The organism is Gilliamella sp. B14384G10 (genome assembly GCF_016101685.1).
GTDB lineage: Bacteria > Pseudomonadota > Gammaproteobacteria > Enterobacterales > Orbaceae > Gilliamella > Gilliamella apis_A.
Genome location: NZ_JACFQA010000002.1, coordinates 868,162 through 891,050 on the forward strand (window position 1 = coordinate 868,162; position 22,889 = coordinate 891,050).

The 22,889-nt window shown below is 36.3% G+C and carries 23 protein-coding genes and 1 riboswitch; of the genes, 14 read left to right on the plus strand and 9 right to left on the minus strand.

Annotated features, from left to right (window positions below):
- Window positions 1–42: 42 nt before the first annotated feature.
- The 8 genes from H3T54_RS08165 to H3T54_RS08200 all read right to left on the minus strand — a co-directional run bounded on the left by H3T54_RS08165 (window position 43) and on the right by H3T54_RS08200 (window position 7,556).
- A complete protein-coding gene (locus tag H3T54_RS08165) occupies window positions 43–510 on the minus strand; it encodes a DUF4418 family protein (protein ID WP_110448369.1) in 468 nt (155 codons plus the stop codon).
- Window positions 511–530: 20 nt separating this feature from the next.
- Window positions 531–1,190: an ABC transporter ATP-binding protein gene (locus H3T54_RS08170; protein WP_065614032.1), complete on the minus strand. Its 660-nt coding sequence runs from the start codon at window positions 1,188–1,190 to the stop codon at window positions 531–533.
- Between the two features lie 11 nt (window positions 1,191–1,201).
- Window positions 1,202–2,341, minus strand: coding sequence for an FtsX-like permease family protein (locus tag H3T54_RS08175; protein WP_198221960.1), 1,140 nt, complete (start codon window positions 2,339–2,341; stop codon window positions 1,202–1,204).
- A gap of 16 nt (window positions 2,342–2,357) precedes the next feature.
- On the minus strand, window positions 2,358–3,644 hold the full coding sequence (locus H3T54_RS08180) for an ABC transporter permease (protein WP_198199120.1): 1,287 nt from the start codon (window positions 3,642–3,644) through the stop codon (window positions 2,358–2,360).
- A 22-nt stretch (window positions 3,645–3,666) separates the two neighbouring features.
- The gene (locus H3T54_RS08185) at window positions 3,667–4,917 is read right to left on the minus strand and encodes a Fe-S-containing protein (RefSeq protein ID WP_198221962.1); all 1,251 of its coding nucleotides are present in this window, start codon (window positions 4,915–4,917) and stop codon (window positions 3,667–3,669) included.
- Window positions 4,918–5,015: 98 nt separating this feature from the next.
- Window positions 5,016–5,579, minus strand: coding sequence for an iron transporter (locus H3T54_RS08190; RefSeq protein WP_065578501.1), 564 nt, complete (start codon window positions 5,577–5,579; stop codon window positions 5,016–5,018).
- 140 nt (window positions 5,580–5,719) lie between these two features.
- Window positions 5,720–6,907, minus strand: a complete 1,188-nt coding sequence (locus H3T54_RS08195; protein ID WP_198221964.1) for an FTR1 family protein — start codon at window positions 6,905–6,907, stop codon at window positions 5,720–5,722.
- Between the two features lie 10 nt (window positions 6,908–6,917).
- Window positions 6,918–7,556, minus strand: coding sequence for a nitroreductase family protein (locus tag H3T54_RS08200; RefSeq protein WP_198221966.1), 639 nt, complete (start codon window positions 7,554–7,556; stop codon window positions 6,918–6,920).
- A gap of 266 nt (window positions 7,557–7,822) precedes the next feature.
- Here H3T54_RS08200 and H3T54_RS08205 point away from each other — a divergent pair, with 266 nt between their 5' ends.
- Window positions 7,823–9,259, plus strand: a complete 1,437-nt coding sequence (locus tag H3T54_RS08205; protein ID WP_198221968.1) for an LTA synthase family protein — start codon at window positions 7,823–7,825, stop codon at window positions 9,257–9,259.
- 7 nt (window positions 9,260–9,266) lie between these two features.
- Entirely contained in the window at window positions 9,267–9,890 is a 624-nt protein-coding gene (locus tag H3T54_RS08210) for a LysE family transporter (RefSeq protein ID WP_198221970.1), read from the plus strand.
- A 160-nt stretch (window positions 9,891–10,050) separates the two neighbouring features.
- Here H3T54_RS08210 and H3T54_RS08215 read toward each other — a convergent pair whose 3' ends face one another.
- Window positions 10,051–11,391 carry a hypothetical protein gene (locus tag H3T54_RS08215; RefSeq protein ID WP_198221972.1) on the minus strand — a complete coding sequence of 447 codons (1,341 nt, stop codon included), beginning with the start codon at window positions 11,389–11,391 and terminating at the stop codon, window positions 10,051–10,053.
- Window positions 11,392–12,016: 625 nt separating this feature from the next.
- Here H3T54_RS08215 and gutQ point away from each other — a divergent pair.
- The 12 genes from gutQ to H3T54_RS08275 all read left to right on the plus strand — a co-directional run bounded on the left by gutQ (window position 12,017) and on the right by H3T54_RS08275 (window position 22,857).
- Window positions 12,017–12,979, plus strand: coding sequence for an arabinose-5-phosphate isomerase GutQ (gene gutQ, locus H3T54_RS08220; protein WP_198221974.1), 963 nt, complete (start codon window positions 12,017–12,019; stop codon window positions 12,977–12,979).
- 184 nt (window positions 12,980–13,163) lie between these two features.
- Window positions 13,164–13,685, plus strand: a complete 522-nt coding sequence (aroK, locus tag H3T54_RS08225) for a shikimate kinase AroK (RefSeq protein WP_034901329.1) — start codon at window positions 13,164–13,166, stop codon at window positions 13,683–13,685.
- Window positions 13,686–13,751: 66 nt separating this feature from the next.
- Window positions 13,752–14,573 (plus strand): SPOR domain-containing protein, encoded by an 822-nt coding sequence (locus H3T54_RS08230; protein WP_198221976.1) that lies wholly within the window; start codon window positions 13,752–13,754, stop codon window positions 14,571–14,573.
- 49 nt (window positions 14,574–14,622) lie between these two features.
- Complete coding sequence (locus tag H3T54_RS08235) at window positions 14,623–15,444, plus strand: Dam family site-specific DNA-(adenine-N6)-methyltransferase (RefSeq protein WP_110448378.1); 822 nt, start codon at window positions 14,623–14,625, stop codon at window positions 15,442–15,444.
- A 41-nt stretch (window positions 15,445–15,485) separates the two neighbouring features.
- Window positions 15,486–16,163 (plus strand): ribulose-phosphate 3-epimerase, encoded by a 678-nt coding sequence (rpe, locus tag H3T54_RS08240; protein ID WP_110448379.1) that lies wholly within the window; start codon window positions 15,486–15,488, stop codon window positions 16,161–16,163.
- Window positions 16,156–16,851, plus strand: a complete 696-nt coding sequence (locus H3T54_RS08245) for a phosphoglycolate phosphatase (protein WP_198221978.1) — start codon at window positions 16,156–16,158, stop codon at window positions 16,849–16,851. The genes rpe and H3T54_RS08245 overlap by 8 nt, the downstream gene beginning before the upstream one ends.
- A 23-nt stretch (window positions 16,852–16,874) precedes the next feature.
- Window positions 16,875–17,870: a tryptophan--tRNA ligase gene (trpS, locus tag H3T54_RS08250; RefSeq protein ID WP_086363736.1), complete on the plus strand. Its 996-nt coding sequence runs from the start codon at window positions 16,875–16,877 to the stop codon at window positions 17,868–17,870.
- Window positions 17,871–17,994: 124 nt separating this feature from the next.
- On the plus strand, window positions 17,995–19,356 hold the full coding sequence (gene trkA, locus H3T54_RS08255) for a Trk system potassium transporter TrkA (RefSeq protein WP_086363737.1): 1,362 nt from the start codon (window positions 17,995–17,997) through the stop codon (window positions 19,354–19,356).
- A 50-nt stretch (window positions 19,357–19,406) separates the two neighbouring features.
- A riboswitch (TPP riboswitch) is annotated at window positions 19,407–19,508 on the plus strand.
- 60 nt (window positions 19,509–19,568) lie between these two features.
- Entirely contained in the window at window positions 19,569–20,342 is a 774-nt protein-coding gene (gene thiM / locus H3T54_RS08260; RefSeq protein WP_370527371.1) for a hydroxyethylthiazole kinase, read from the plus strand.
- Window positions 20,343–20,357: 15 nt separating this feature from the next.
- The gene (thiE, locus tag H3T54_RS08265; protein WP_198221982.1) at window positions 20,358–20,999 is read left to right on the plus strand and encodes a thiamine phosphate synthase; all 642 of its coding nucleotides are present in this window, start codon (window positions 20,358–20,360) and stop codon (window positions 20,997–20,999) included.
- Between the two features lie 11 nt (window positions 21,000–21,010).
- Entirely contained in the window at window positions 21,011–21,805 is a 795-nt protein-coding gene (gene thiD, locus H3T54_RS08270) for a bifunctional hydroxymethylpyrimidine kinase/phosphomethylpyrimidine kinase (RefSeq protein ID WP_198221984.1), read from the plus strand.
- A gap of 206 nt (window positions 21,806–22,011) precedes the next feature.
- Entirely contained in the window at window positions 22,012–22,857 is an 846-nt protein-coding gene (locus H3T54_RS08275; protein WP_198221986.1) for a hypothetical protein, read from the plus strand.
- The last annotated feature ends 32 nt before the right edge of the window (window positions 22,858–22,889 follow it).

Genomic DNA, 22,889 nt, shown 5'->3' on the forward strand with positions numbered 1-22,889 from the left:
GATGTTAACTAATGTTGATTGTCGATACTTACTTAATACTGTTTATCTTATTTGTTTATTTACTTGTTTATTCAAATAGAGCACATTGCTAATTGCTGCAATTACTAAAACGATAGCTAATAAAATCAGTGCAGGTTTGGCACCCATATTACAACGCATCATCTCATTGCCACAGACACCGATTAAAATAGTTGGAATAGCTGCCGCTAAAACTGCAGTGCAAGCTAACGCCATACTCAATCCCATACGGACAAATAGTGAGCGACTAAATAGTACTAACGCACCAATGGCAATCACTAAACTACCAATACCAATTTCAGCCCTTGCAGTCCAAAAGCATTTCATGATTTTACCTGGAGTTGAATGCATATGCCCATCCCCTGCCATCGTTGTAGCAGGTATAGCTTGCGCATCAGGTAACGGGCAGACAGGTAAAATATAAAGCGGAAATAAAATAAGTAGCGCCCCGATGAATATAAACAATACAGATGAAACAATGCGATTTTTCATAAATATAGACCCTTTAATCATTAATTATTGATAATACTTGCTACCTTACCATGTTCAAGAACCACCGTAGTCTGCGCATGTTTTGATACTTCAGGCGAATGCGTAACAACGATGATTGTACTTCCTTCTTCGTGAAGTTGATGTAGTAAGTTCATAACCATTGCTTCATTACTTTCATCTAAGTTACCAGTTGGCTCATCAGCTAAAATCAGTTTTGGATAATTAATTAGTGCTCTGGCAATACAGACCCTTTGCTGTTCACCACCAGATAATTGGCGTGGTAAATGTTTGGCCCGTGCCGCAAGTCCAACTCGTTCTAATGCTTGTAAGGCTTCTTTTTCATCTACCATACTGTGATAATATTGCGCCACCATTACGTTTTCTAATGCAGTTAAATAGGAAACAAGATGGAATTGTTGAAAAATTAGACCAATCTTATCACGGCGAATTTCCGTCAGCTGTGGTAATGACAACTGGGTAATATCTTGTCCATCTAAAATCACAGAGCCTAATGACGGTTTATCCATACAACCAATAATATTCATTAAGGTTGTTTTACCACTGCCTGATGGTCCCATAATAGATAACCATTTACCCTCTTCAACGGTTAAGTTAATTTCAGACAAGGCATGTAATGAGCCATAGATTTTAGATACATTATTCACTTCGAGCATATTCATACTTTACTATCCTATTCGCCACGTAAAACTAATGCTGGTTCAACTTCAAGTGCACGTTTTACTGGAATCAAACACGCAATAATGGTTACCACAGCCGAAATAATAATCGTTGTTGGTATTAAATAAAATTCAATTACAATTGATCGCCCAAATACATTAGCACTGATTACTTGGGCAAAAATCAGACCACAAATTACGCCTATCACGCCACCGACAATACCTAAAATTAATCCTTCGGCTAAAAATTCTTTGGCAATACTTTTGTTGGTTGCACCAATAGCTTTTTTCAGACCAATCTCTTTACGGCGCTCCATGACGACGGTCATCATAGTGGTGGCGACACAGATCATTGTCAAAATTAACACCACTAGTGTAACCAAATAGAGTAAAGATGACAGTTTACCGAGCACCGATGCTTCCGATTGTGTTACCCATTTTATAAGATGGGGGTCGACCGAGCTGGAATTATCTTTAATGGTTTGAATATAGCGCTGTAACTCATCTTGCGTTGCCGTAATACTTATTTCGACCACTTCAGCTTGATTGTTTTCTTCGAGTAACGTTTCAAGATCATTGAGTTCAATAAAGATAAAGTTATCCTCAGCTCGACCGGTTTTGACGATGCCGGTAATAGTTAATTCTTCATCGAAGCGCGAGTTTTGTTTAGATTTTCCTGAAATTGGTATGGTACTACCAATGCTAAGCTTAGCAAAATGGGCAATATCGGTACCGATCATAATTTCATTTGGATTTTTCGGCACTTCACCTTCTATTTTCCAATAAGGGCTAGTATTGATAACCTGATCAAACTGCGTGCCAACAATGGTATAAGGCTGTTGATTACTGCGGATAGAGTCATAACGAAATGGGGTAACTCCTAATAGCTTATCTTGCGGTAGTAAGCTAACAGCTTTTTTTACTTCCGCCATTGGCATGGTAGGTTGATTATTAGCCGGCATCAACAGCAGATTAGCACCATAAGAGCGAAACTCTTGTCCCATTTGTCTTGGGATATCATAACAAAGTGTAACCATACCAAGTAAAACCGTGGCTCCTATCGCTACACCGAGTAATGCAATAGCAATCCGGGAACGACGGCGAATTAACGAACTAAGCAGCGTTTTTAAAATAAAGCGTTGATTTTTATTCATCATCATTTAGCCTCACTTACCGACCATGCAACACATCGGTTGGGCGTAAAAACATCATAATACGTAATGCCGGTAAGCTACCTAATAATGTAATCATGCTTACCATAATTAACACCAGTGGAATAATTATCATCTTAGGTTCAACAAACGAACCAAATACCGTTTGCCCAATAATTTGCGCAAAGCCAAGACCGACAAAATAACCAACCATCCCCCCGAGTAAAGCAATGATCAGTATTTCAGTAAGGATTAACATCGCTACCGAAATATTTGTTGCTCCTAACGCTTTTAATAAACCAATTTCAGTACTACGCTCAATCACATTGGCAGTAACTAAATTGGATATTGCTAGCGCCGAGCAAATTAAGGATAAAACAGTTAACAATAGCATTAATAACTGCGTTTTTTGTAAGATTGATCCTTCTGATTCAGCGACTTGCATAATTGCTTTAACTCTAACATCGGGCATTAACTCCTCCAATTGATAGGCTATCGAACTGATATAAGCGGTACAGTACCATGTATCCCATTCAGTTCGTGATAAGCTATTAGGATCTTGTGCTGCTTTACGGGCTAAATCATTTTCAGGCGTGGTTAATGCACTCACTTCTACCCGTTCAACCAAACCATCTTTATTAGCCAGATTTTGCGCGACAGGAAGTGACACATAAAGCTCTGCATCTTCGATTCCTCCGCTATGGAAGATATTATTTACAGTTAAAGTAACTTTTTTATTTGTTAATGGTGAAATTAGCTCAAGGCTATCGCCTAGTTTCAGATTTAATTGCGTGGCAATAGTCTCACCCACCATTACACCTTGCAAATTATCATCCTTCATAGTGTTGCCTTCAATTGACCACCATGACTTCATAGCTAACATGCCAGTGTCAACCTCATCACCAGTTGGAATAGTCAGATGTTTATTAAACCAAGTTCCAACGAGGGTAACTGGTTTATCATTAACTGTTACTTGTGTAGTAAGATAAGGTGCAAAATCAACAATATTATATGCCCAGAAGATCATCTTAATCTTTACTAAATCATCTTGCTTGATATATTGAATAGCAGCTTGTGTATCAGTATTATCCAGTTGATATAACTCATTAACTAATGCAGCCCCTTTGGGAACGATATTTAAGTTAGCACCGTAGGCTTTTAATTCCTGATTAACTTTATCACCGACATCAAACATTACATTTAACATGGCAGTCGCCAGCGACACACCTAAAGCAACAGTTAAGGCGATTAAAAATAGCTTCTTTTTTTGACGAACTAACACGCTAAGTAACATTCTACGAAACATATTTTCTTCCTTTTAAAACCATTTACTTAAAACGACTTTTTTCAGCTTCAAGATGCGTAGGTCGAATAATCATATTGCCATCTAAAATCTCATATTTAAGTGGAACGGGATTACAACCGCCAGAAAAACCAATAGTCGCAATATTCATCACTACATCACATAAAATACAGACAACTTGATTTCCTCGTTGATAATAACCACTTGCCCCACAAATATCACAAGCATCAAAACCAACCCCATAAGCATTTTCGCTTTTCTTAATCACAATAAATCTTACTAATGTGCCATCGGTTGTTTGATAACCATAACGATGCAAATTGCCGTCATTAACTTGTTCTAATGGAATAACAATTAAACCATCAGCATTTAGCGTAACAGGTTCAGCAGGGGTAAGTTCGACCCCTTTTTCAAATATATAACGAGCACGAGTAACGGTGTAGGCAGTAATAGCCACTCCCGCCATTAACAACAATGATGTACGACGATCACGACGTAAACTTGCTTTAAGTTTGCGTATTTGAGCTGGATTATTACCAACCAGCGAGGTGGTTTTTGCTTTGGTATATAATAAAACAGTGAGTAGTAATACCAACACCATAAAGATAAAAGTAAACAAATTGACATGAGCTAAAATAAAAATCACCAAATCCATCATCCATTGTTGCGGTGAGATAAATCGTCTGACAATTAATATTTGTAGTAGATTAATGGCATTTTGCATGGTAAAGATAATAATGGCAAATGTCGCGATCACCTTAACCAATCGAGTTGATAACCTAGCGCAAAGGCGATAAATCAACCAGCCAATTAAACCACAAACTAATAGAGCAAAGCCATAACCAACCCATTTAAACAGATAATCATTATTGAATATTGACTCCATGCCAACATCAAATCCAAATGGGTACAGTAAAATATTCGGTAAGCATTGAGCTGTAATCAGCCCTATGGCAACTGCAGTTAATACAGCCAATAGAATCTTAATAATAGGTTGTTGAAACGAATTTCTGAGCGACCAACTGATAAGCAATGGAATGACAATGATGCACCAAGGGATAATCACACCAAGGTCATAGTACTCTCGAACAGCAATACCGGTATTACGCTTTAAGATGGCATAAATGATTGCCGCCAGCATTCCCAATAAAAAACCAATGATAAGATATTTTTTACCACTATAAAGGTTTGACTGAACAAACACTGCACTAACAAGTGCCAATATGATCACAGGTACAAAAGTATTATCGGTAATACTGATAAGATATTGGAGCATAACGATTGCCTAAAGATTACAACGTATATTGGCGAGTTGTTACACTCGCCAATGGTTTAGCTAAATATTTATTGAGTTAACTCATTTAAAAATAATCATTACCATGCACGAGGGATGTAGTCAAAGTCCCAAGAAACCTCGATTGGTTTAGACCAGAAACGACCTTCAACACCCGTTTCTTTATCTACATGCAATAAATAACCTTGTTTTTCAGGGTTTTCGATTGTGAATGTAACTTTATATTTACCAGCACCATCTAACTTAATATTGTTACCATAGTGTGGGCCATCTGATGCATTCATCGGCATAAAATTACCTTCGATAGTTTTGTCACTACCTTGTTTTTGAATTTTATATTTTACAGTTAAGTAAGGGACAAAATCACCTACACCAAAACCTAATTTATTACCTTCGGCAGCAGAAATATCGGCTTCAATATGCATATCTGACTTAGAAGCAGGTAAGCCACCCATACCAGCAGGCTCCATATCTACAGGTTGGAAGTAAACCGCACCAATATGTAATGGACCAACAGTGACTTCTTCACCGATTGGAAACTCTTCAAAACCTTTTTCTTCACCTGGTGCTGGCGCAGCTGCATTTGCCATTGAAGAAAGTGCAAGTATTGACGAAATACCAGCAGAAATAATTAGTTTTTTCATTGAAAACTCCTTAATTTTTTTAACAACTTGTTTTACTCTTTAATAATTAGTCAATAAATTAATAACTAATCAATTACAAATTACTGCCAATGTTTTCATTACTATTCAAGTTTAAATTACACCAAGAATAATAATATTATTTAATTTTTATGATATTTTTTGTAATACATAATAGAGAGCATCACGACAACTAGCATGACTAACTGTGGCACCAATGTTTCAACCGTTGGATAGATGCCTAATACCTCTACTGAATGGACAAAGTCTACTGGGGTGACCGAAATAATATCCGCTTCTTGTAACTCTTTCACACCACCGCCTGCAAAGGCTATCGCCATAAGATACATTAACGCACTGGTACAAATAAAAAATGGTTTAAGCGGTAATTTAACACTGCCAAAGCGGATAACAATAAATACCAAAGTCAACACGATGGTACCAACACCTAGTCCATACCACACCATATCCATGTGATCTTTAGCATCAGCTAACATAGCTTGATAAAATATGATCGTTTCCGCTCCTTCACGAAATACAGCTAAAAAAGCAGCAAACCCTAACGCAAAACTGCTTCCGGTTGATACCGCACTTTGCACCTTACCTTCAACATAATTTTTCCATGCTTTCGATTCTGACTTAGATAGCATCCAGTTACTTATAAAAAACAGCACCACTGTTGCGAGTAACATGGCGGCGCCTTCCATAATTTCTTGATTGGCACCACTTAAACCAACAATAGTATGCAAGGCGATAGCAGCCAACACGCTGGCAAACACCGCAAATAAACTGCTTAGATAGACGACTTTAAGCATTGGCTTATTATCTGAACGAACTAAATATGCAGAAATGGCCGCAATCACCAGTATCGCCTCTAATCCTTCACGGAAAATGATAATAAATGAGGCAAAGAAGACACTCCAGCCACTCTCTTTTTTACCATCTAACTCGTTAGCATCCTCGTGGAGCATTTTCAAAATAACATCAATCTCGGTTCGCACGACTTTGTTAGGCGCGCCTTGACTCATTAATCGTTTAATTTTAGCAAATTGGTATTCGGTATCAGTGCCACGTTTACCGGAAATGTAAGACATTACAGCTCGTTCAACACCATGCTTTTCATAAAAGCCAAAATAAGCATTGTTTACTCGATCTTTGGCAGCCTCGCTGTCTTTCATAAAATAGATGTTATAAGCATCATTTAAAATGATATCCATTTCATCCACAATCGCATTCCAGCTTGCATACTTCTTTTCAGTTGCGTAAGAAGGGGAACTAAAAATCGCTAAACTGGCAATCAGTAGTAACATTAAAGTTAAATACTTTTTCACTGCTTACTCCTTATTTTGCTAACAACATTATCCCTATTGGTTTGCTGTTTTCTGGCAATTGTAACGATTGACTAATAATCTCAGGCTTAATTGAATGGATGTAACGAGTGCTAAGTTTTAATGCCGCCGCTGACAAATAGACGTTTTGACTCATAGCACCAACCGCAATTTGACTAAAATCATTGGCTTTTTGTGCATCAAAATCATTGAGATTCGCACCATCAGCTACAAAAATAAGAATATATGGTGCTCGCTTAGTAAAATTTTGCATGCCAATGTCAGCACGAATATCTTGCTTAGTTATCTCACGAAGATAGTGTCCTTCCCATTCATATAAAAAGGCACCTTTATCGCTTGCTACATAAAGACGAACATAAGGTTGCTTACCATTAGCCATTGGCACCGTCCAACCATTTTTACCTCGATTTAATCCCGTTGCCGACCAAAGCACACTTGATAGTTCATCATCAGAAACCATGCCGGTTGGAAACCCACCGCCTGAAGTTGAAGCACGTTTTTTAAGACTATCAAATAACCCCATGCCATCTTTCATTTGTGGCGAAGGTAAAGTAATATCAGCATAACTTATTGATAAACAAAACAAAGACATTGATAAAGCAATTGTAACATTGCGTAACCAGCACAACATGGCATAGACCTTAAAATAGTTGCAAATATTTGTTAGCTATCTTATTGCTAATGCTTTCAATTATCAACAACAAACAATAATTATTATCATTAAGGTAAAATAACTTAAGTAAAATAGTTGATATAGTTGATAAAGTAGAAATCGACATTGACTGCAAAGGACTGGTTAAGGTATTAACCAATCAATGCCGATTTTTATTTTTCTGCTTATTAAGTATATACTGAGACAATTTTTAAATTTTAAAGTAAAAATGAGTATTGATTGTTATGCCATTATCGACGTTAATTGTTTTACCACTTTTTATCTTAACCATTAGTTTAGCTTCGTTTTTTAAACAAAAAAAATGGCAATTATTCACCATCATTTTAATGACAGTTATTATTGTGATGGAGCTTACCTCAATTTATTTTAGTGGTGGATTTATTGATTATCAGTTTTACGTCAATCTGAACGTGAATGATATTATTGAAGGATTATTCATCTTTAGACTGCAAGCGCTATTAGTGATTGTGGTATTTTTGGGGTTAGTGGTTATCCTCAGCAAGTTAGCCAACTGGTTTCGCCATAAATGTAAATTACACTGGCGATTACTATTAGTTGCTATTGCTGTTGCCTCAATTAGTTATCATAACGGTCCTATTAGTCGTGCTTATGAAATCTATCAAGTTACTTGTGCCCCAAAAGCAACTTTTGCCCAAGCGTTACAAAACTTAAATATGAATGATTATGTTGAAAAATCACAACTTGATAGCCAAAAAGGCAAAAATATTATTGTGTTGTCGTTAGAATCCTTCGAACAAGGATTTTTGGATTTTGCTGATATCACGCCAAATTTAAGACAACTCAGGCAACAATACACTTTCTTTGCTAATATGCCAATGAGTGCAGGTAGTACATGGACAACAGCTTCTATGTATACCTATATGACTGGTGTGCCATTTTTAATCGGAGAACACTCAACTTCACCATTAAAAGGTGCAAATACCACCCAATTGGTTACTTTAGGTGATGTGCTAAAACAAGCCGGTTATCAAACTCGCTATGTTATGGCTGGTCCAGAATTTGCAGGAATTGGCCACACCGCCGAAGTAATAGGCATGCAAGTCGTTTCAGAAAAAAATTATGTAGGCAAATATCCAAATGCACCATTTGGATTGTATGATAAAGATATATTAGACATTGCTAAACAGCAAATACAAGAGTTGCAAAATGCCGATAAACCCTTTGCGTTATTTATCTCAACAGTCTCAACTCATGCTCCAAACGGTTTTAATGATGAGCGCATGACATCAATAATCAGTCCAAAACAAGATAATATGTCTTTTGTGGCCGCTTCGCTCGATTATAATTTAGGGGAATTTATTAACCACCTAAAACAGCAAGGTATCTTAGACAACACCGTGTTTTATATCTTCCCTGACCATTTAATGATGGGGGCTGGCACCGAAACGGTGAAAAAGTTATCAGAAAAAGAGCGCAAACTCTATTTGTTAACCAATGCAAATGTTGATGATTTACAAAAATCACCTAATCAAAATATTTATCAAATTGATTTACCGAGATTGATTCTAAATGGTGCACAAATTAAAACCAATGCAAAATTTTTAACCGATTACTTAAGCGGTGAGAACGTTGATAAAAAACAATTTATAGAACAACATAAAGCAAACATTGCAACCTTAAATAATGCAGCTCAAAAGTAGTGTATAAATGACAATTGATTGTTTAATTTTAGTTATTACCATTAGCTGTTTAGGCATGATATCCCCAGGACCAGATTTTTTTCTCGTCTTAAAAAACAGCTTAAGTTATAACCGAAAAATGGCATTAATGACCTGTTTAGGGGTGATAAGCGCGATCGCCATTCATATGAGCTATTGTGTGGCAGGTATTGCAGTATTAATCACCGCCACCCCGTGGCTGTATAATGCTTTGCGTTATGCAGGCGCCACTTATCTGCTATGGATAGGTATTAAAGCGTTATTAGCTAAAAGTAGTGCTACCACTTATGTGAGCAAACAAACTCAACAAATTAATGTCACCGCAAAAACGGCATTTATACAAGGGCTATTATGTAACTTACTAAATCCAAAAGCGACACTGTTTTTTCTGGCTATATTTACCCAACTGCTCAATGCAGACTCAACTTTAATGGATAAATTGCTCGTCGCATTTATTATTTGGCTTGAAGCCCTACTTTGGTGGCCATTGGTAGTATTTATCTTTCAAACCCAAATCGTCCAGCGACGTTATTTCAAACTTCAATTTATTATTGATAAATTATTAGGTGTAATATTGATCTTACTAGGGATTAAAGTAGCGTTGGGATTTTAATACTTCAAAAAACCATTGCTCAATTTTTTCTTGAAAAATAACGTTTGGCAATAGTTAATCCGCCCAAGGGCGGAAATAGATTATCTAAATATTTTATCGTCATCACTATAAAACTACTTTAAGTTACTATTCAAATAGACAATAAAGCCAAAAATCATTACTAAGGATAAACACAAGCACCTGGCTGCCTCCAGTATCTGATATCAAGATTGGCTACAATCTCACCACGACCCGATCCTACATAGTGGTATGCTCTGTCGATATCTGCTGCCGTGTAGGCTTCTCCGTGCTTTGCAATATCATAGTTATACAAATGGCCCCATTCCGAAAATAATCCGGCACCAATAACTCGCTGATAAAAATTATTAGGTGATGAAGGCGTAGCGCCGACTCGACCGGCAGAATATTCGGCACAATACTCCCTCTTCACTCCCTGACAAGATGCATTAGTTAAATCCCTAACATTTGCAAGACGATATCCTATTTTTTGACACCAATCTATGTGATTATAGGGAATATTACTACTCACAGTGTGTCTATCAATAAACCACTGCTTTAACTTAAATCCATATTTAACAACCTGATTACCACGACTATCTCTACCCACTAGTTCAAAAGTCTGGGGTAATGATGGTATAGCTACCTTACGAGGATTCTTTGACTCTCTCTCTTGACTACTCCGGGCATGAGGCCCTTTTAATTGAACGCGAACATTTGTATTTGATACATTCGAAAAGATAACGCTAATTCTGCCATCACCATCAGTAACTGAAGACCAAGATAAGGCCTGGTTACTACCACCAATTTCTAAATCAAAATATATATCCAACATACCTGTTGTCGGGAAATTTAAATGGTAAGACGATGGGTCTGTAGACTGTGGAATAAACCCTCTATTTTCATTCCACATGGTGGGTGGCCCGCGGAAATCATGATCACCATCAGTAAAATGCTCTAGTTTACCAAATTCTAAATCAGGTTTAGCAAAACAAACCACGGGTGTTGCTTTAGGGTTAATGTAATAAGTCACACTACTGGCACTAAAATTACTACTATTTGGCACACCATAACGGGTTTGTAATATGCCTTTAGTACTAGTTAATTTGACTTTATAAGGTGAGTTACAAATTGTTAGTACAGTATTACGTGATACAGATTGATTAAACTTATCAACAATAGATAAACTTAGATCACCCGTAGCCGTAATACTAGCATCACCATCATCATCTCGCCAATAGTTATACGGTGAACCAATAAGAGAAGTTAACGAAATTGAATTGCTATTAGTTGGTATCATCATGCCAATATTGGCAAAACTTTCCCCTGCATTGGGTAACACAATAGGTGTTACCGAAGAATTATTTGTTTCTGGAGTAATTTTTTCACCATTCGATAACGTTATAGCTAATAAATTATTAGTATCAGTGACCCGTGTTTGTCCACCATCAAAAGTCAAATATGGCGCTGTACCGTGAATAACATTTGTCGTATGAGCCGACAACGCTTGACTATTAAATGAAAATGACAGGAATAGAATAAACAGAAAAGTTAACAAAAACGGCGAGAATAAAAATGACCTTAATAGTGATCTGAAATTTTGCTGATAAAACTGACTAAGCAGAAATAATGAACTTGGCTTGTTAAAACTAAACCAATTTAAAGGATAAGTTTGGCAGGTTGGGTGTTGGGTGTTGGGTGTTGTAAATTATAATCCATTTCGACGCTCATTGTCAAGTAATCCTATGTTTTATTTAACTTTATTTTATTTAAACTGCCTAATTCCTCGTCGAATAGTGCGGTTTAAATCATCTATAAAGTATAGTAATAAAAAAGATCTACGCAACTTTATTTAACGATTAAATTGTTAAATTTTGTAAATATTATTACTGACTGAAGTCTAAAAAATAGAGTTTTAACCCTTTAAAAAACCCCAGTTCCTCAATTTTTTTGCTATTAAAAAAACGTTCTTAAATATTCTTTCACTAATTTTGTTTTTTAATTCTAAAAGCTTTTTGAATATTCAATAGTTAATTGTTAGACTATCTAACATAATCTGATTAAATATAATCATAAAATTGATTATAAATTTAATTTTTGTGTAAATTTAATTCTATAGGCAAGTAAACATGGATAAATTGTTACAATATGGTCGAGAACTTCTTGAACTTGAACTTCACGAAGCACAAAAGTTACCAGCACGGCTTGGCAAAGACTTTATTAAAGCTTGTCAGTTCATCTTGTCCACCAAGGGAAAAGTTGTCGTGTCAGGTATTGGTAAATCAGGACATATTGGAAAAAAAATCGCCGCTTCATTAGCTAGTACTGGTAGTCCAGCTTTTTTTATGCATCCCTCTGAAGCTTTACACGGTGATTTAGGCATGGTAACCGAAAACGACGTAGTAATTTTGATCTCTTATTCTGGTCGAGCAAAGGAGTTTCAATTTATTTTACCAATCCTTGCAGCCATGAATATTCCGGTTATCGCTATTACTGGAGGACTTGATTCGCCACTTGCGACAGCAGCACAAGCAGTATTAGACATTTCAATTGAGAAAGAAGCTTGCCCAATGGGACTTGCTCCAACCTCAAGTTCAACCAATACATTATTAATGGGTGATGCTTTAGCTATTGCCGTTATGCGTGCTCGTGGTTTTAAAGAAGAAGATTTTGCTCGTTCACATCCTGCTGGTAGTCTAGGCGCTAAATTGTTAAATCACGTAAAAGATATTATGCGTAAAGGCGATTTAATTCCTAAAGTTTCACAATCAGCAACGGTACTCGATGCGATGTTAGAATTAAGTCGAACGGGTGTAGGATTAGTGGCAATATGCCAAGATAATAATAAAATTGTTGGCGTTTTTACTGATGGGGATTTGCGTCGTTTACTATTAAAACATGGTACACTACAAGACAATATTATCGAAGTAATGACCAGTCCAGGATATCAAATACCGGAAAATTGGAAAGCGGTCGAAGCCTTAAAAACATTTAATGATCATAATATTACAGCTGCCCCAGTAGTCAATAATCAAGGTGAATTAGTTGGTGCACTTAATATTCATGACCTACATCAAGCGGGGATAAGTTAACTGATTAGTAAATACCTGTTGCAAAATAGGGCTATCTATTGAGATAATTACCGACCTAAATTTTTGTCGTTAGACGGAGATCCAAGAAAGTTACACAATTCAAAGGTAAAATGATGATAAAAATCATTGAAAATTGATATTGTGTTGTAAATTTTAACCAAAATTAATAGATGATGAAACTACAATGGCAGAAAAGCGAAATATCTTTCTAATTGGCCCAATGGGGGCAGGAAAAAGCACAATAGGCCGACAAATTGCACAACAGTTAGGCATGGAATTTTTTGACTCTGATCAAGAGATTGAAAAACGTACAGGTGCTGATATTGCATGGATCTTTGACTTAGAAGGTGAAGACGGATTCCGAGCCAGAGAAGAGAAAGTCATTAATGAATTGACTGAAAAACAAGGTGTAGTACTTGCTACCGGTGGTGGTTCAGTACTATCGAAAGAGACGCGTAATCGTTTATCAGCACGCGGTATTGTCGTTTATTTAGAAACAACAATTGAAAAACAAATGGCAAGAACACAAAAAGATAAACGTCGTCCTTTATTACAAGGTGGCAATACCCCTCGCGAACTTTATGAAGAATTAGCTCAGGAACGAGATCCTCTTTATGAAGAAATTGCTGACATCACAATTAAAACCGATGAGCAAAGTGCTAAAGGTGTTGCTGGATATATCATTGATAAAATAGAACAAATTTAAATCATTGATCGATAAACCATGGTTGGTTATAAGGCATTAAACCTATTAATAGGTTAAGGAGTTAATATGCGTGTAGATAAAGATGATCGTTATATATCAGAACAATCCAATAAGCCGTCTACGCCCTCATTTAGTATTGCCAATTTTTTTCAGCATTATTCGAAAAAGAAATTGATAATTATGGGGTTAACTATTGTTATTATTGTCTTATTAATTAGCGCAATGTTATTGCGTTCGTCAAAACCCAAAACACCTACCCCACTAACTCCACCTGAAGTTAGCGGTGTTTCGACGACACAAGAACCTGAACCAACCATAACAACGCAAGCCAATGACGTTGCAACAGATACAACTCAAGGTCAAGCATCTAGTACGGTACCAGCGCCTATGGCGCCGGCACCAATTACCGATGTTAATGAACAACAAAACAGTAGCGAATTGACCGGTAATAATGGTAATGGAGCCAACAGTCAACCTTTACCAGAGAGTAAACCTGAGTCACAGATTGACCAGAATACTCATCAGGATAATAATTTATCGCATAATAATGTGAATAATAGACCAACCTCGCCGAACAAGGTTGAATCTAAAGCAAATAATAACCTGACTAAAATTGACAAAATAAAGAGTAATCAGTTTTCGATTCAACTTAGTGCATCAACTTCGCTTGAAGGTTTAAAAAAATTAGCAAAAAAACATAATTTAACCAATTACCAAATTTATGAAACTAAACGAAATAATGCCAAATGGTTTATTTTAGTTAATGGTACGTATGATTCTGCTGCTGAAGCTAAAAAAGCAATCAACTCTTTACCTGATGCACTAAAAAAAGATAAACCTTGGGTTAAATCTGGCGCAACGATTAATAAAGAAAAATCGGCAAAATAGTAAAGGATATCGTTCATATATCCTACCAATGACAAAATAGGAGTTTCCGTTGAAGAAGCGACGAGCCTTTTTAAAGTGGGCAGGAGGAAAATATGAGCTTGTAGACACTATAAAACGGTATCTACCGGAAGGTGAACAACTCATTGAGCCCTTTGTAGGCGCTGGTTCCGTTTTTTTAAATACTAACTTCAAAAGTTATATTTTAGCTGATATCAATCATGATCTAATTGCACTATTTAAGTTATTACAATCCAATCCGGAGCAGTTCATTAATGATCTTAAATTACTATTTAATGATCAAAATAATCAGGCTGAAGCATTTTATCAACTACGTGACGTGTTTAATTATAGCAAAGATCAATATTTGCGATCGCTTTTATTTGTCTATTTAAATCGTCACTGTTACAACGGCCTATGTCGTTATAATAATAGTGGTTTATTTAATGTGCCATTTGGCCGTTACAAGACTATTTATTTCCCGGAAAGGGAACTCTATTTCTTTGCCAAAAAGGCACAAAATGCTGAGTTTGTCTGTACGCCTTATCATAAAGCGATGAAAATGGCGAAACGTAACTCAGTTATTTATTGTGATCCACCTTATTTATCACCTAATGAAACAGCAGGTTTTACCGCCTACTATTCTAATAATTTTGGGTTTGATGAACATCAAAGGTTGTCACAATTAGCGGAGCAAATTGCCTATAAAAAAGAGATTCCAGTTCTGGTATCAAATCATGATACTCACTATACCAGAACGTTATATAGTAAAGCGCGCCATCTTTACCGAGCAGAAATGCGGCGCTCAATTAGCTGCGCTGGCGAAGGACGCAAAAAAATTGATGAAATATTGGCCTTGTACCAAAAATCCTAAGCTATTTTTAAGTATAAGGTGTTTATGAGTAGAGGTATGTTATGAATGAATTTATTATTGCACCATCAATACTATCCGCCGATTTCGCTCGTCTTGGTGAAGATACCCAAAAAGTATTAGATGCAGGAGCGGATGTTGTCCATTTTGATGTGATGGATAATCATTTTGTTCCCAATTTAACAATGGGTAGTATGTTTTGTAAGGCATTGCGAGACTATGGAATTAGTGCACCAATTGATGTCCATTTAATGGTTTCTCCAGTTGAAGAGCTAATTACCTCTTTTGCCAAAGCTGGAGCAACAAACATATCTATTCATCCGGAAGCGACAATTCATCTAGATCGTTCATTACAATTAATTAAAGATCATGGTTGCAGTGCCGGTATTGTGCTTAATCCGGCAACACCACTTGACCATTTAGACTATGTGATGGATAAAGTTGATATTATTTTATTGATGGGTGTTAACCCAGGTTTTGGTGGTCAATCATTCATCCCAGCAACGCTTAAAAAGTTGCAGCAAGTTAAACAACGCATTATTGATTCAGGTAAAAATATTCGCCTAGAAATTGATGGCGGTGTAAAAGTAGATAATATAGCTGAAATTGCCAAGGCAGGAGCCGATATGTTTGTTGCTGGCTCAGCGATATTTGGTCAACCTGACTATAAAACGGTAATTGATGCAATGCGTAAAGAGTTAGCAGGAGTAAAACATGGCTAAATTAGATGATATTCAAGCTATCGCTTTTGATTTAGATGGAACATTAGTAGATAGCGTACCTGGACTTGCTTTAGCAACCCAGAAAATGTTGGCAGATCTAAACTTACCAACAGTTACCAATGAACAAGTTAAAAACTGGGTAGGTAATGGTATTGATGTGATGCTTGAACGCGTTTTCAAAGCTATTGATATTAATCCATCAAAAGAATATTTTGCTGAAGCTAAACAAATATTTAGTCAGCATTATGATAAGGTTATGGATGAACAGACAACACTGTTTCCTTATGTAAAACAGACCTTAAAAGCTCTTTATGAAAATCATTACCCTTTAGCTCTTGTAACTAATAAACCGGCACAATTTTTACCGGGATTACTAAGCTCATTAGGTATCAAAGAGTATTTTTCATTAGTACTCGGCGGTGGTGATGTAATTAAATTAAAACCACACCCTGCTCCGCTTTATCAAGTCATGGCAACATTTGGATTATACAATGATCAGTTATTATTTGTTGGTGATTCGAAAAATGATATTACCGCAGCCAAAAATGCTAATTGCCCTACTATTGCGTTAAGTTATGGTTATAATTATGGCGAATCAATTGCAACAAGTGAACCCGATTTTTTATTTGATGATTTTCAAGATATATTAACCCTATTACCTCAGCCAAAAGCTGATGCAAAAAAATAATAAGTTTAAATTAGGAATAAATTATGAGTAAACCAATTGTATTTAGTGGCGCTCAGCCATCAGGAGAACTAACATTAGGCAACTATTTAGGTGCTTTAAAGAATTGGGTGTCTTTACAAAATGAATATGATTGCGTTTATTGTATCGTCAATCAACATGCGATCACGGTACGCCAAGATCCTAATAAGTTACGTAAAGCAACACTTGATACATTAGCACTTTATCTAGCCTGTGGTATTGATCCACAAAAAAGTACTATTTTTGTGCAATCCCATGTGCCTGCACATGCTGAATTAGGTTGGGCATTAAACTGTTATACCTATTTTGGTGAACTTAGTCGTATGACACAATTTAAAGATAAATCTTCTCGTCATTCAGAAAATATAAATGCCGGGCTTTTTGATTATCCAGTGTTAATGGCTGCCGATATTTTGTTATATCAAGCTAATTTAGTTCCTGTTGGTGATGATCAAAAACAACATCTTGAACTTTCTCGCGATATTGCTATGCGTTTTAATGCCCTTTATGGCGATATCTTCACTGTTCCTGAACCATTTATTGCTAAAGTTGGCGCACGGGTTATGTCGTTACAAGATCCAAGCAAAAAAATGTCTAAATCAGATGAAAATCGCAATAATGTTATTGGGTTACTTGAAAATCCAAAAGATGTTGAGAAGAAAATTAAACGGGCAATGACCGATTCTGATGAACCACCTGTCGTACGTTATGATTTAAAAAACAAAGCGGGGGTATCAAATCTGTTAGATATCTTAACCGGTATTACGGGTAAACCTATTGCTGAACTTGAGAAAGAATTCGAAGGTAAAATGTATGGCCATCTAAAAACCGAGGTCGCAAATCAAGTTATTGATATGTTAACTGGTTTACAAGCGAAATATCATCAGTATCGTGATGATGAAAATTATCTTCTGAAAATTATGCAAGAAGGTGCACAAAAAGCTCGTGCAAAAGCAGAGCCAACGTTGAAAAAAGTTTATGACGCAATTGGTTTTGTATAGTTAACCGTAAAACTAGATTGCAATTAACGCTAAACAATATCAATTGGCTTTAATGACTAAAAGCATTATCGTTTTTATTAATGATAAATGCCATTGAAGCCTTTTTGATTATCATAGGTTAGTTATGAAAATTATCATTCTTGGTGCAGGTCAAACAGGTAGTGCTCTTGCCGAATATCTGGTTACCGAAAAACAGAACGATGTGACAGTTGTAGATGAAGATCATGACAAATTGCAATCATTGCAAGAACGTTTTGATTTACAAGTTATTTGTGGAAAATCATCTTATCCACAAGTATTAGAAAGTGCTGGTGCAGAATCTGCCGACATGTTAGTCGCTGTTACCAATTCTGATGAAGTCAATATGATGGCTTGTCAAATTGGGCATGTAATGTTCAATATTCCTCAAAAAGTGGCACGAATTCGAGCGCCTGAATATAATGATGAAAGATACTCGTTTTTTAATAAAGATTGTATTAATATCGACCATATTATTGCCCCAGAAAATCTAATCACCAATCATATCAGCCAGCTAGTGCAATATCCTGGCGCACTACAATTTGCCTCATTTTATGATAATCGAGTCTGCTTAGTTGCCGTCACAGCTTACTATGGTGGTGCATTGGTGGGTAGTGAATTATCAGAGCTAAAAGAACATTTACCTCATGTCGAAGCTCGGGTGGTAGCTATTTATCGTAAAAATCGTTTTATTCGTCCGATTGGTTCAACCTTGATTGAAGCTGGGGATATGGTTTACTTTATTACCCCACCGCTTAACATCAAAGCGGTAACCAGTGAATTACAACGGTTAGAAAAGCCTTATAAACGAATAATCATTAGTGGTGGCGGCGGCATTGCTGTTGCTTTAGCTAAGCGATTAGAAAACGATTATCAAGTTAAATTGATTGAACGTAATGCCGAAAAAGCAGAACTAATTGCCGAGCAGTTAGTTAATACGACCGTATTACATGGTGAATCATCGGATCAAGAACTCTTATCGCAAGAACAAGTCGAACTTACCGATCTTTTTGTTGCAGTGACGAGTGATGATGAATCGAATATTATGTCATCAATGCTTGCCAAAAGGATGGGAGCAAAAAAAGTCATCGTACTTATTCAACGACAAGCTTATTTAGAGTTAATTAACGATAGCGTAATTGATATTGCCATTTCACCACAACATGCCACTATTTCAGAATTACTTAGTCATGTAAGGCAAAATGGCGTAGTAAAAGTTGTCTCACTACGGCAGGGTGAATCGGAAATTGTCGAAGTGATTGTTCGTGGTGATACTGAAAATTCTAAATTAGTAGGTAAAAATATTAACAGTCTAAAATTACCTTCAGGGGCAACTATTGGTGCTGTGGTGCGTGGTGAAGATGTGATTATTGTTAATACCGATTTAATGATCGAAGATGGTGATCACTTAATCATTTTCTTACCAGATAGACGATCTATTAGCGATATCGAAAGATTATTACAATAGCTTGTATAAAATATAAACTCAGTACATAATAAAACTGTTTTTATTAATTGTTTTTTGACTCGGGGTGTTTTTTGTTACTACAAAAAACTGAGATTTTACCCGTTGAACCTGATCTGGCTCATACCAGCGTAGGGAAGTCTTCGTCTTAATTATCCGTTTTGACACATTCTTCCCTTAATATCAATAATAAATAAGGAAAGAATATGTCTACCATTCAGTTATTTCAAAATAATGATGCCATTCCCTTTATTGAGCAAGTTAAACAACAACGACCGTTAGTCCATTGCATTACCAATGATGTCGTACAGAATTTTACCGCTAATGTCTTATTAGCCATTGGAGCTTCACCAGCAATGGTCGTTGCTAAACAAGAAGTTGAAGACTTTGTAACTATTGCCAGTAGTTTATTAATTAATATTGGTACCATTGATGAGCACAGCGCAAATAGTATGTTGTTAGCTGCAGCAAAAGCTGAACAAACACAGACACCATGGGTACTGGATCCTGTAGCGGTTGGTGCGGCACTTAAATATCGCACTGAAATTGCCAAACAATTGATAACTTTTAGACCGAGTGTTATTCGAGGAAATGCCTCTGAAATTCTCGCATTGAGTGGTCAACAATCATCATCGAAAGGGCCTGATGGACTTGATTCTACCGATTCTGCATTAAATGCAGCAATACTATTAGCACAAAAATATCAAACCATTGTCGCAATAACAGGTGAGATAGACTATGTCACAGATGGTCAACAAATTTATAGCATTGTCGGTGGCGATATCGCTTTAACTAGAGTAACCGGCACCGGCTGTTCATTATCTGCGATGGTAGCAGCATTTATTGCAACCTCTAGTGATCGTTTAACCGCTACCGCAACAGCTTGTTTTATGATGAAAAAAGCAGGACAGCTCGCTAATAAACAGCAAGGGTTAGGTAGTTTCGCCATTGCGGTTATTGATCATCTTTCACGATTCAATCAAAACTAAAAATAAGGATGTTTGATGAAAAAGCAACTTGATTTAACTCTCTATTTAGTCCTGGATCCGTTATTATGTGGCGGTATAGATGGCATGGTCACTACTACCAAAATTGCCGTTGAGAATGGTGTTACCGCAGTGCAACTACGTTCAGAACAAGAATACTCTGGTAAAAATTGGTATGACGCCGCACAAGCGCTCAAAGAAGTGTTAAGCAGTACCCAAGTTCCGCTATTTATCAATGACCATGTTGATATTGCTTTAGCCATTGATGCCGATGGTGTGCATATAGGACAAAGCGATCTACCGGTCGACGTTACTCGACGCTTAATTGGCAGAGACAAATGGTTAGGACTTTCAGTTTCAAATCAATCACAACTAGAGAATGTTCCGTGGCATTTAGTCGATTATCTTGGCATAGGGCCTATCTATCCAACCGCAACCAAAAAGGATGCCGCAGCTGCGACTGGCATTAATCAATTGAAAGAACTGGTTAAAGCGAAACAATGCCCTGCCGTGGCGATCGGTGGTATCGGCGTGAATAATTTAACCGAAGTAATCCAAACTGGCATTGAAGGTATTGCCGTTGTGTCGGCAATATGCGGACAAGCTAATCTTGCCAAAGCGACATCCGACCTAATCAGTAAAATAAAACTGGCAAAATAGGAAACCAAATCATGACAACAGTTGCATTAACAATAGCAGGCAGTGACCCTAGTGGTGGCGCAGGTATTCAAGCTGACTTAAAAGCATTTTCAGCACTTGGTGCTTATGGTATGTCAGTGATCACCGCATTAACCGCACAAAGTACGCAAGGCGTTAATGGTGTACATGCCATTCCCTCTCAATTTATTGAAGCACAGTTTAATACGCTGTATCAAGATATCCACATTGATAGTGTGAAAATTGGCATGCTAATGAATAAAGAGATTGTTACTTCGGTTGCTCAACTATTAAACGATAACCCTATTGCCAATATTGTGCTTGATACCGTAATGATTGCTAAAGGCGGACATCCATTGTTAAAAGCTGATGCCATTTCTGCTATTCGAGATCTATTATTACCATTAGCCACAATCATCACCCCTAATCTACCTGAAGCGGCTGCATTACTTGATTGTAGTGAGGCAAAAAACGAAGAGCAAATGCAACAACAAGGGTATGAATTACTTAAATTAGGTTGTCAGGCAGTATTAATGAAAGGCGGACATTTGCCAAGTCAAGAAAGCCCTGATTATTTAATCACTCACGACAACATCATCAGAATGACATCACCGAGGATCGCAACGAGAAATACCCATGGTACAGGTTGTACCCTCTCTGCGGCAATTGCAGCCTTGTTACCGAAACATAATCTTGAAGAAGCGGTTAAACAAGCCAAAAACTACCTACAAGGCGCTATTGAACATGCAGATAGTTTAAAAATTGGTAAGGGAATAGGACCTACTCACCATTTTTATCAATGGTGGTAACTGCATATTTTTACATTGAATAATTAAATATTTATTTTTCTACAAATGGTTATCCAAAATAGTAATTAAAAATATGGTTAGAAAAATTGCTCAATAAGTTGTGTTTGATAAGAAATAATATATTTTTAAACCGTTTTAAATTAATTTTTGATGTGAATTAATTTAAGATATAAATAGCATTAAAAAAATAATATTAAAAACATTAAATGGAATTAGTTGGTTATAATATGATTTGTATAAAATATCTTATCTCAGTTGTTTTGTTTTTACCTTGTTTAGTATTAGCAATTGACTTAGATGTTCTTAAGGCGAACATTGATAAATATGATGTTGAATTAAATTTTAAAGATGGCGGTGATCTCGATATTCTTATTGAGAATGAAGAAATTAACAATATAGAGTTATTACAAAAAAGATCGACAGATGATTTTTATTTTAAAATGATACTTTCCTATAAAAAAGGTCAAGGATTGAAACCAACTGGTATAAATATTTATAGTAAGAAAAGTGGTCAATTATTTCAGACTATAGATAATTTGCAAGGATTTGACTTTTTAGGAGAATATTCAGTAGGTGCGGTTAACCATATAGATGATAGCTATCGTTTTGCACCAGATTTTTTTGATCACAATGGCATAGAAATAGACTACAATTTTGATGGTAATTATAATGATTTTTATATAGCCAGAGCCGTTGATGATATGGAAGATGGACCTATCATTTATCGTTACTATTCTTATGATGAGAAGAAAAAAGAGTTTATTTATCTCAATTTAGATGGTCGTTATATCGATTTTGACCCCAGCAAAAAAATAGCAAAAAGGAAAAAAGTTTGCGAAATAAATAACTATTCTGCAGTTATTTTAAATGAAACCTATCGGTTTATACCAAAAAATGGCAATTATACTTTAACAAATTCAGCCTGTATTTATAAAGAATACCAATCTTTTAGAAATGTTGAGGGCAAAGATTCTAAAGTTTCCCGTCAATGTTCTCAAAAAGAAATGAATTTTTGTATTAACGAAAATGAACTTGATAAAGATTTTGATTAATTGCTGCTTAAATATAACTGTGAACTCACTAC

Excerpts from the sequence above, each read along its gene's own strand:
- H3T54_RS08170 (WP_065614032.1), bottom strand. The coding sequence starts at position 1,190 with ATGAATATGCTCGAAGTGAATAATGTATCTAAAATCTATGGCTCATTA.
- aroK (WP_034901329.1), top strand. The coding sequence starts at position 13,164 with ATGGCAGAAAAGCGAAATATCTTTCTAATTGGCCCAATGGGGGCAGGA.
- H3T54_RS08175 (WP_198221960.1), bottom strand. The coding sequence starts at position 2,341 with ATGAATAAAAATCAACGCTTTATTTTAAAAACGCTGCTTAGTTCGTTA.
- H3T54_RS08180 (WP_198199120.1), bottom strand. The coding sequence starts at position 3,644 with ATGTTTCGTAGAATGTTACTTAGCGTGTTAGTTCGTCAAAAAAAGAAG.
- H3T54_RS08165 (WP_110448369.1), bottom strand. The coding sequence starts at position 510 with ATGAAAAATCGCATTGTTTCATCTGTATTGTTTATATTCATCGGGGCG.
- H3T54_RS08185 (WP_198221962.1), bottom strand. The coding sequence starts at position 4,917 with ATGCTCCAATATCTTATCAGTATTACCGATAATACTTTTGTACCTGTG.
- H3T54_RS08275 (WP_198221986.1), top strand. The coding sequence starts at position 22,012 with ATGGAATTAGTTGGTTATAATATGATTTGTATAAAATATCTTATCTCA.
- H3T54_RS08205 (WP_198221968.1), top strand. The coding sequence starts at position 7,823 with ATGCCATTATCGACGTTAATTGTTTTACCACTTTTTATCTTAACCATT.
- rpe (WP_110448379.1), top strand. The coding sequence starts at position 15,486 with ATGAATGAATTTATTATTGCACCATCAATACTATCCGCCGATTTCGCT.
- trkA (WP_086363737.1), top strand. The coding sequence starts at position 17,995 with ATGAAAATTATCATTCTTGGTGCAGGTCAAACAGGTAGTGCTCTTGCC.
- thiD (WP_198221984.1), top strand. The coding sequence starts at position 21,011 with ATGACAACAGTTGCATTAACAATAGCAGGCAGTGACCCTAGTGGTGGC.
- H3T54_RS08245 (WP_198221978.1), top strand. The coding sequence starts at position 16,156 with ATGGCTAAATTAGATGATATTCAAGCTATCGCTTTTGATTTAGATGGA.
- trpS (WP_086363736.1), top strand. The coding sequence starts at position 16,875 with ATGAGTAAACCAATTGTATTTAGTGGCGCTCAGCCATCAGGAGAACTA.
- H3T54_RS08230 (WP_198221976.1), top strand. The coding sequence starts at position 13,752 with ATGCGTGTAGATAAAGATGATCGTTATATATCAGAACAATCCAATAAG.
- thiE (WP_198221982.1), top strand. The coding sequence starts at position 20,358 with ATGAAAAAGCAACTTGATTTAACTCTCTATTTAGTCCTGGATCCGTTA.
- H3T54_RS08200 (WP_198221966.1), bottom strand. The coding sequence starts at position 7,556 with ATGTTGTGCTGGTTACGCAATGTTACAATTGCTTTATCAATGTCTTTG.
- H3T54_RS08190 (WP_065578501.1), bottom strand. The coding sequence starts at position 5,579 with ATGAAAAAACTAATTATTTCTGCTGGTATTTCGTCAATACTTGCACTT.
- H3T54_RS08210 (WP_198221970.1), top strand. The coding sequence starts at position 9,267 with ATGACAATTGATTGTTTAATTTTAGTTATTACCATTAGCTGTTTAGGC.
- gutQ (WP_198221974.1), top strand. The coding sequence starts at position 12,017 with ATGGATAAATTGTTACAATATGGTCGAGAACTTCTTGAACTTGAACTT.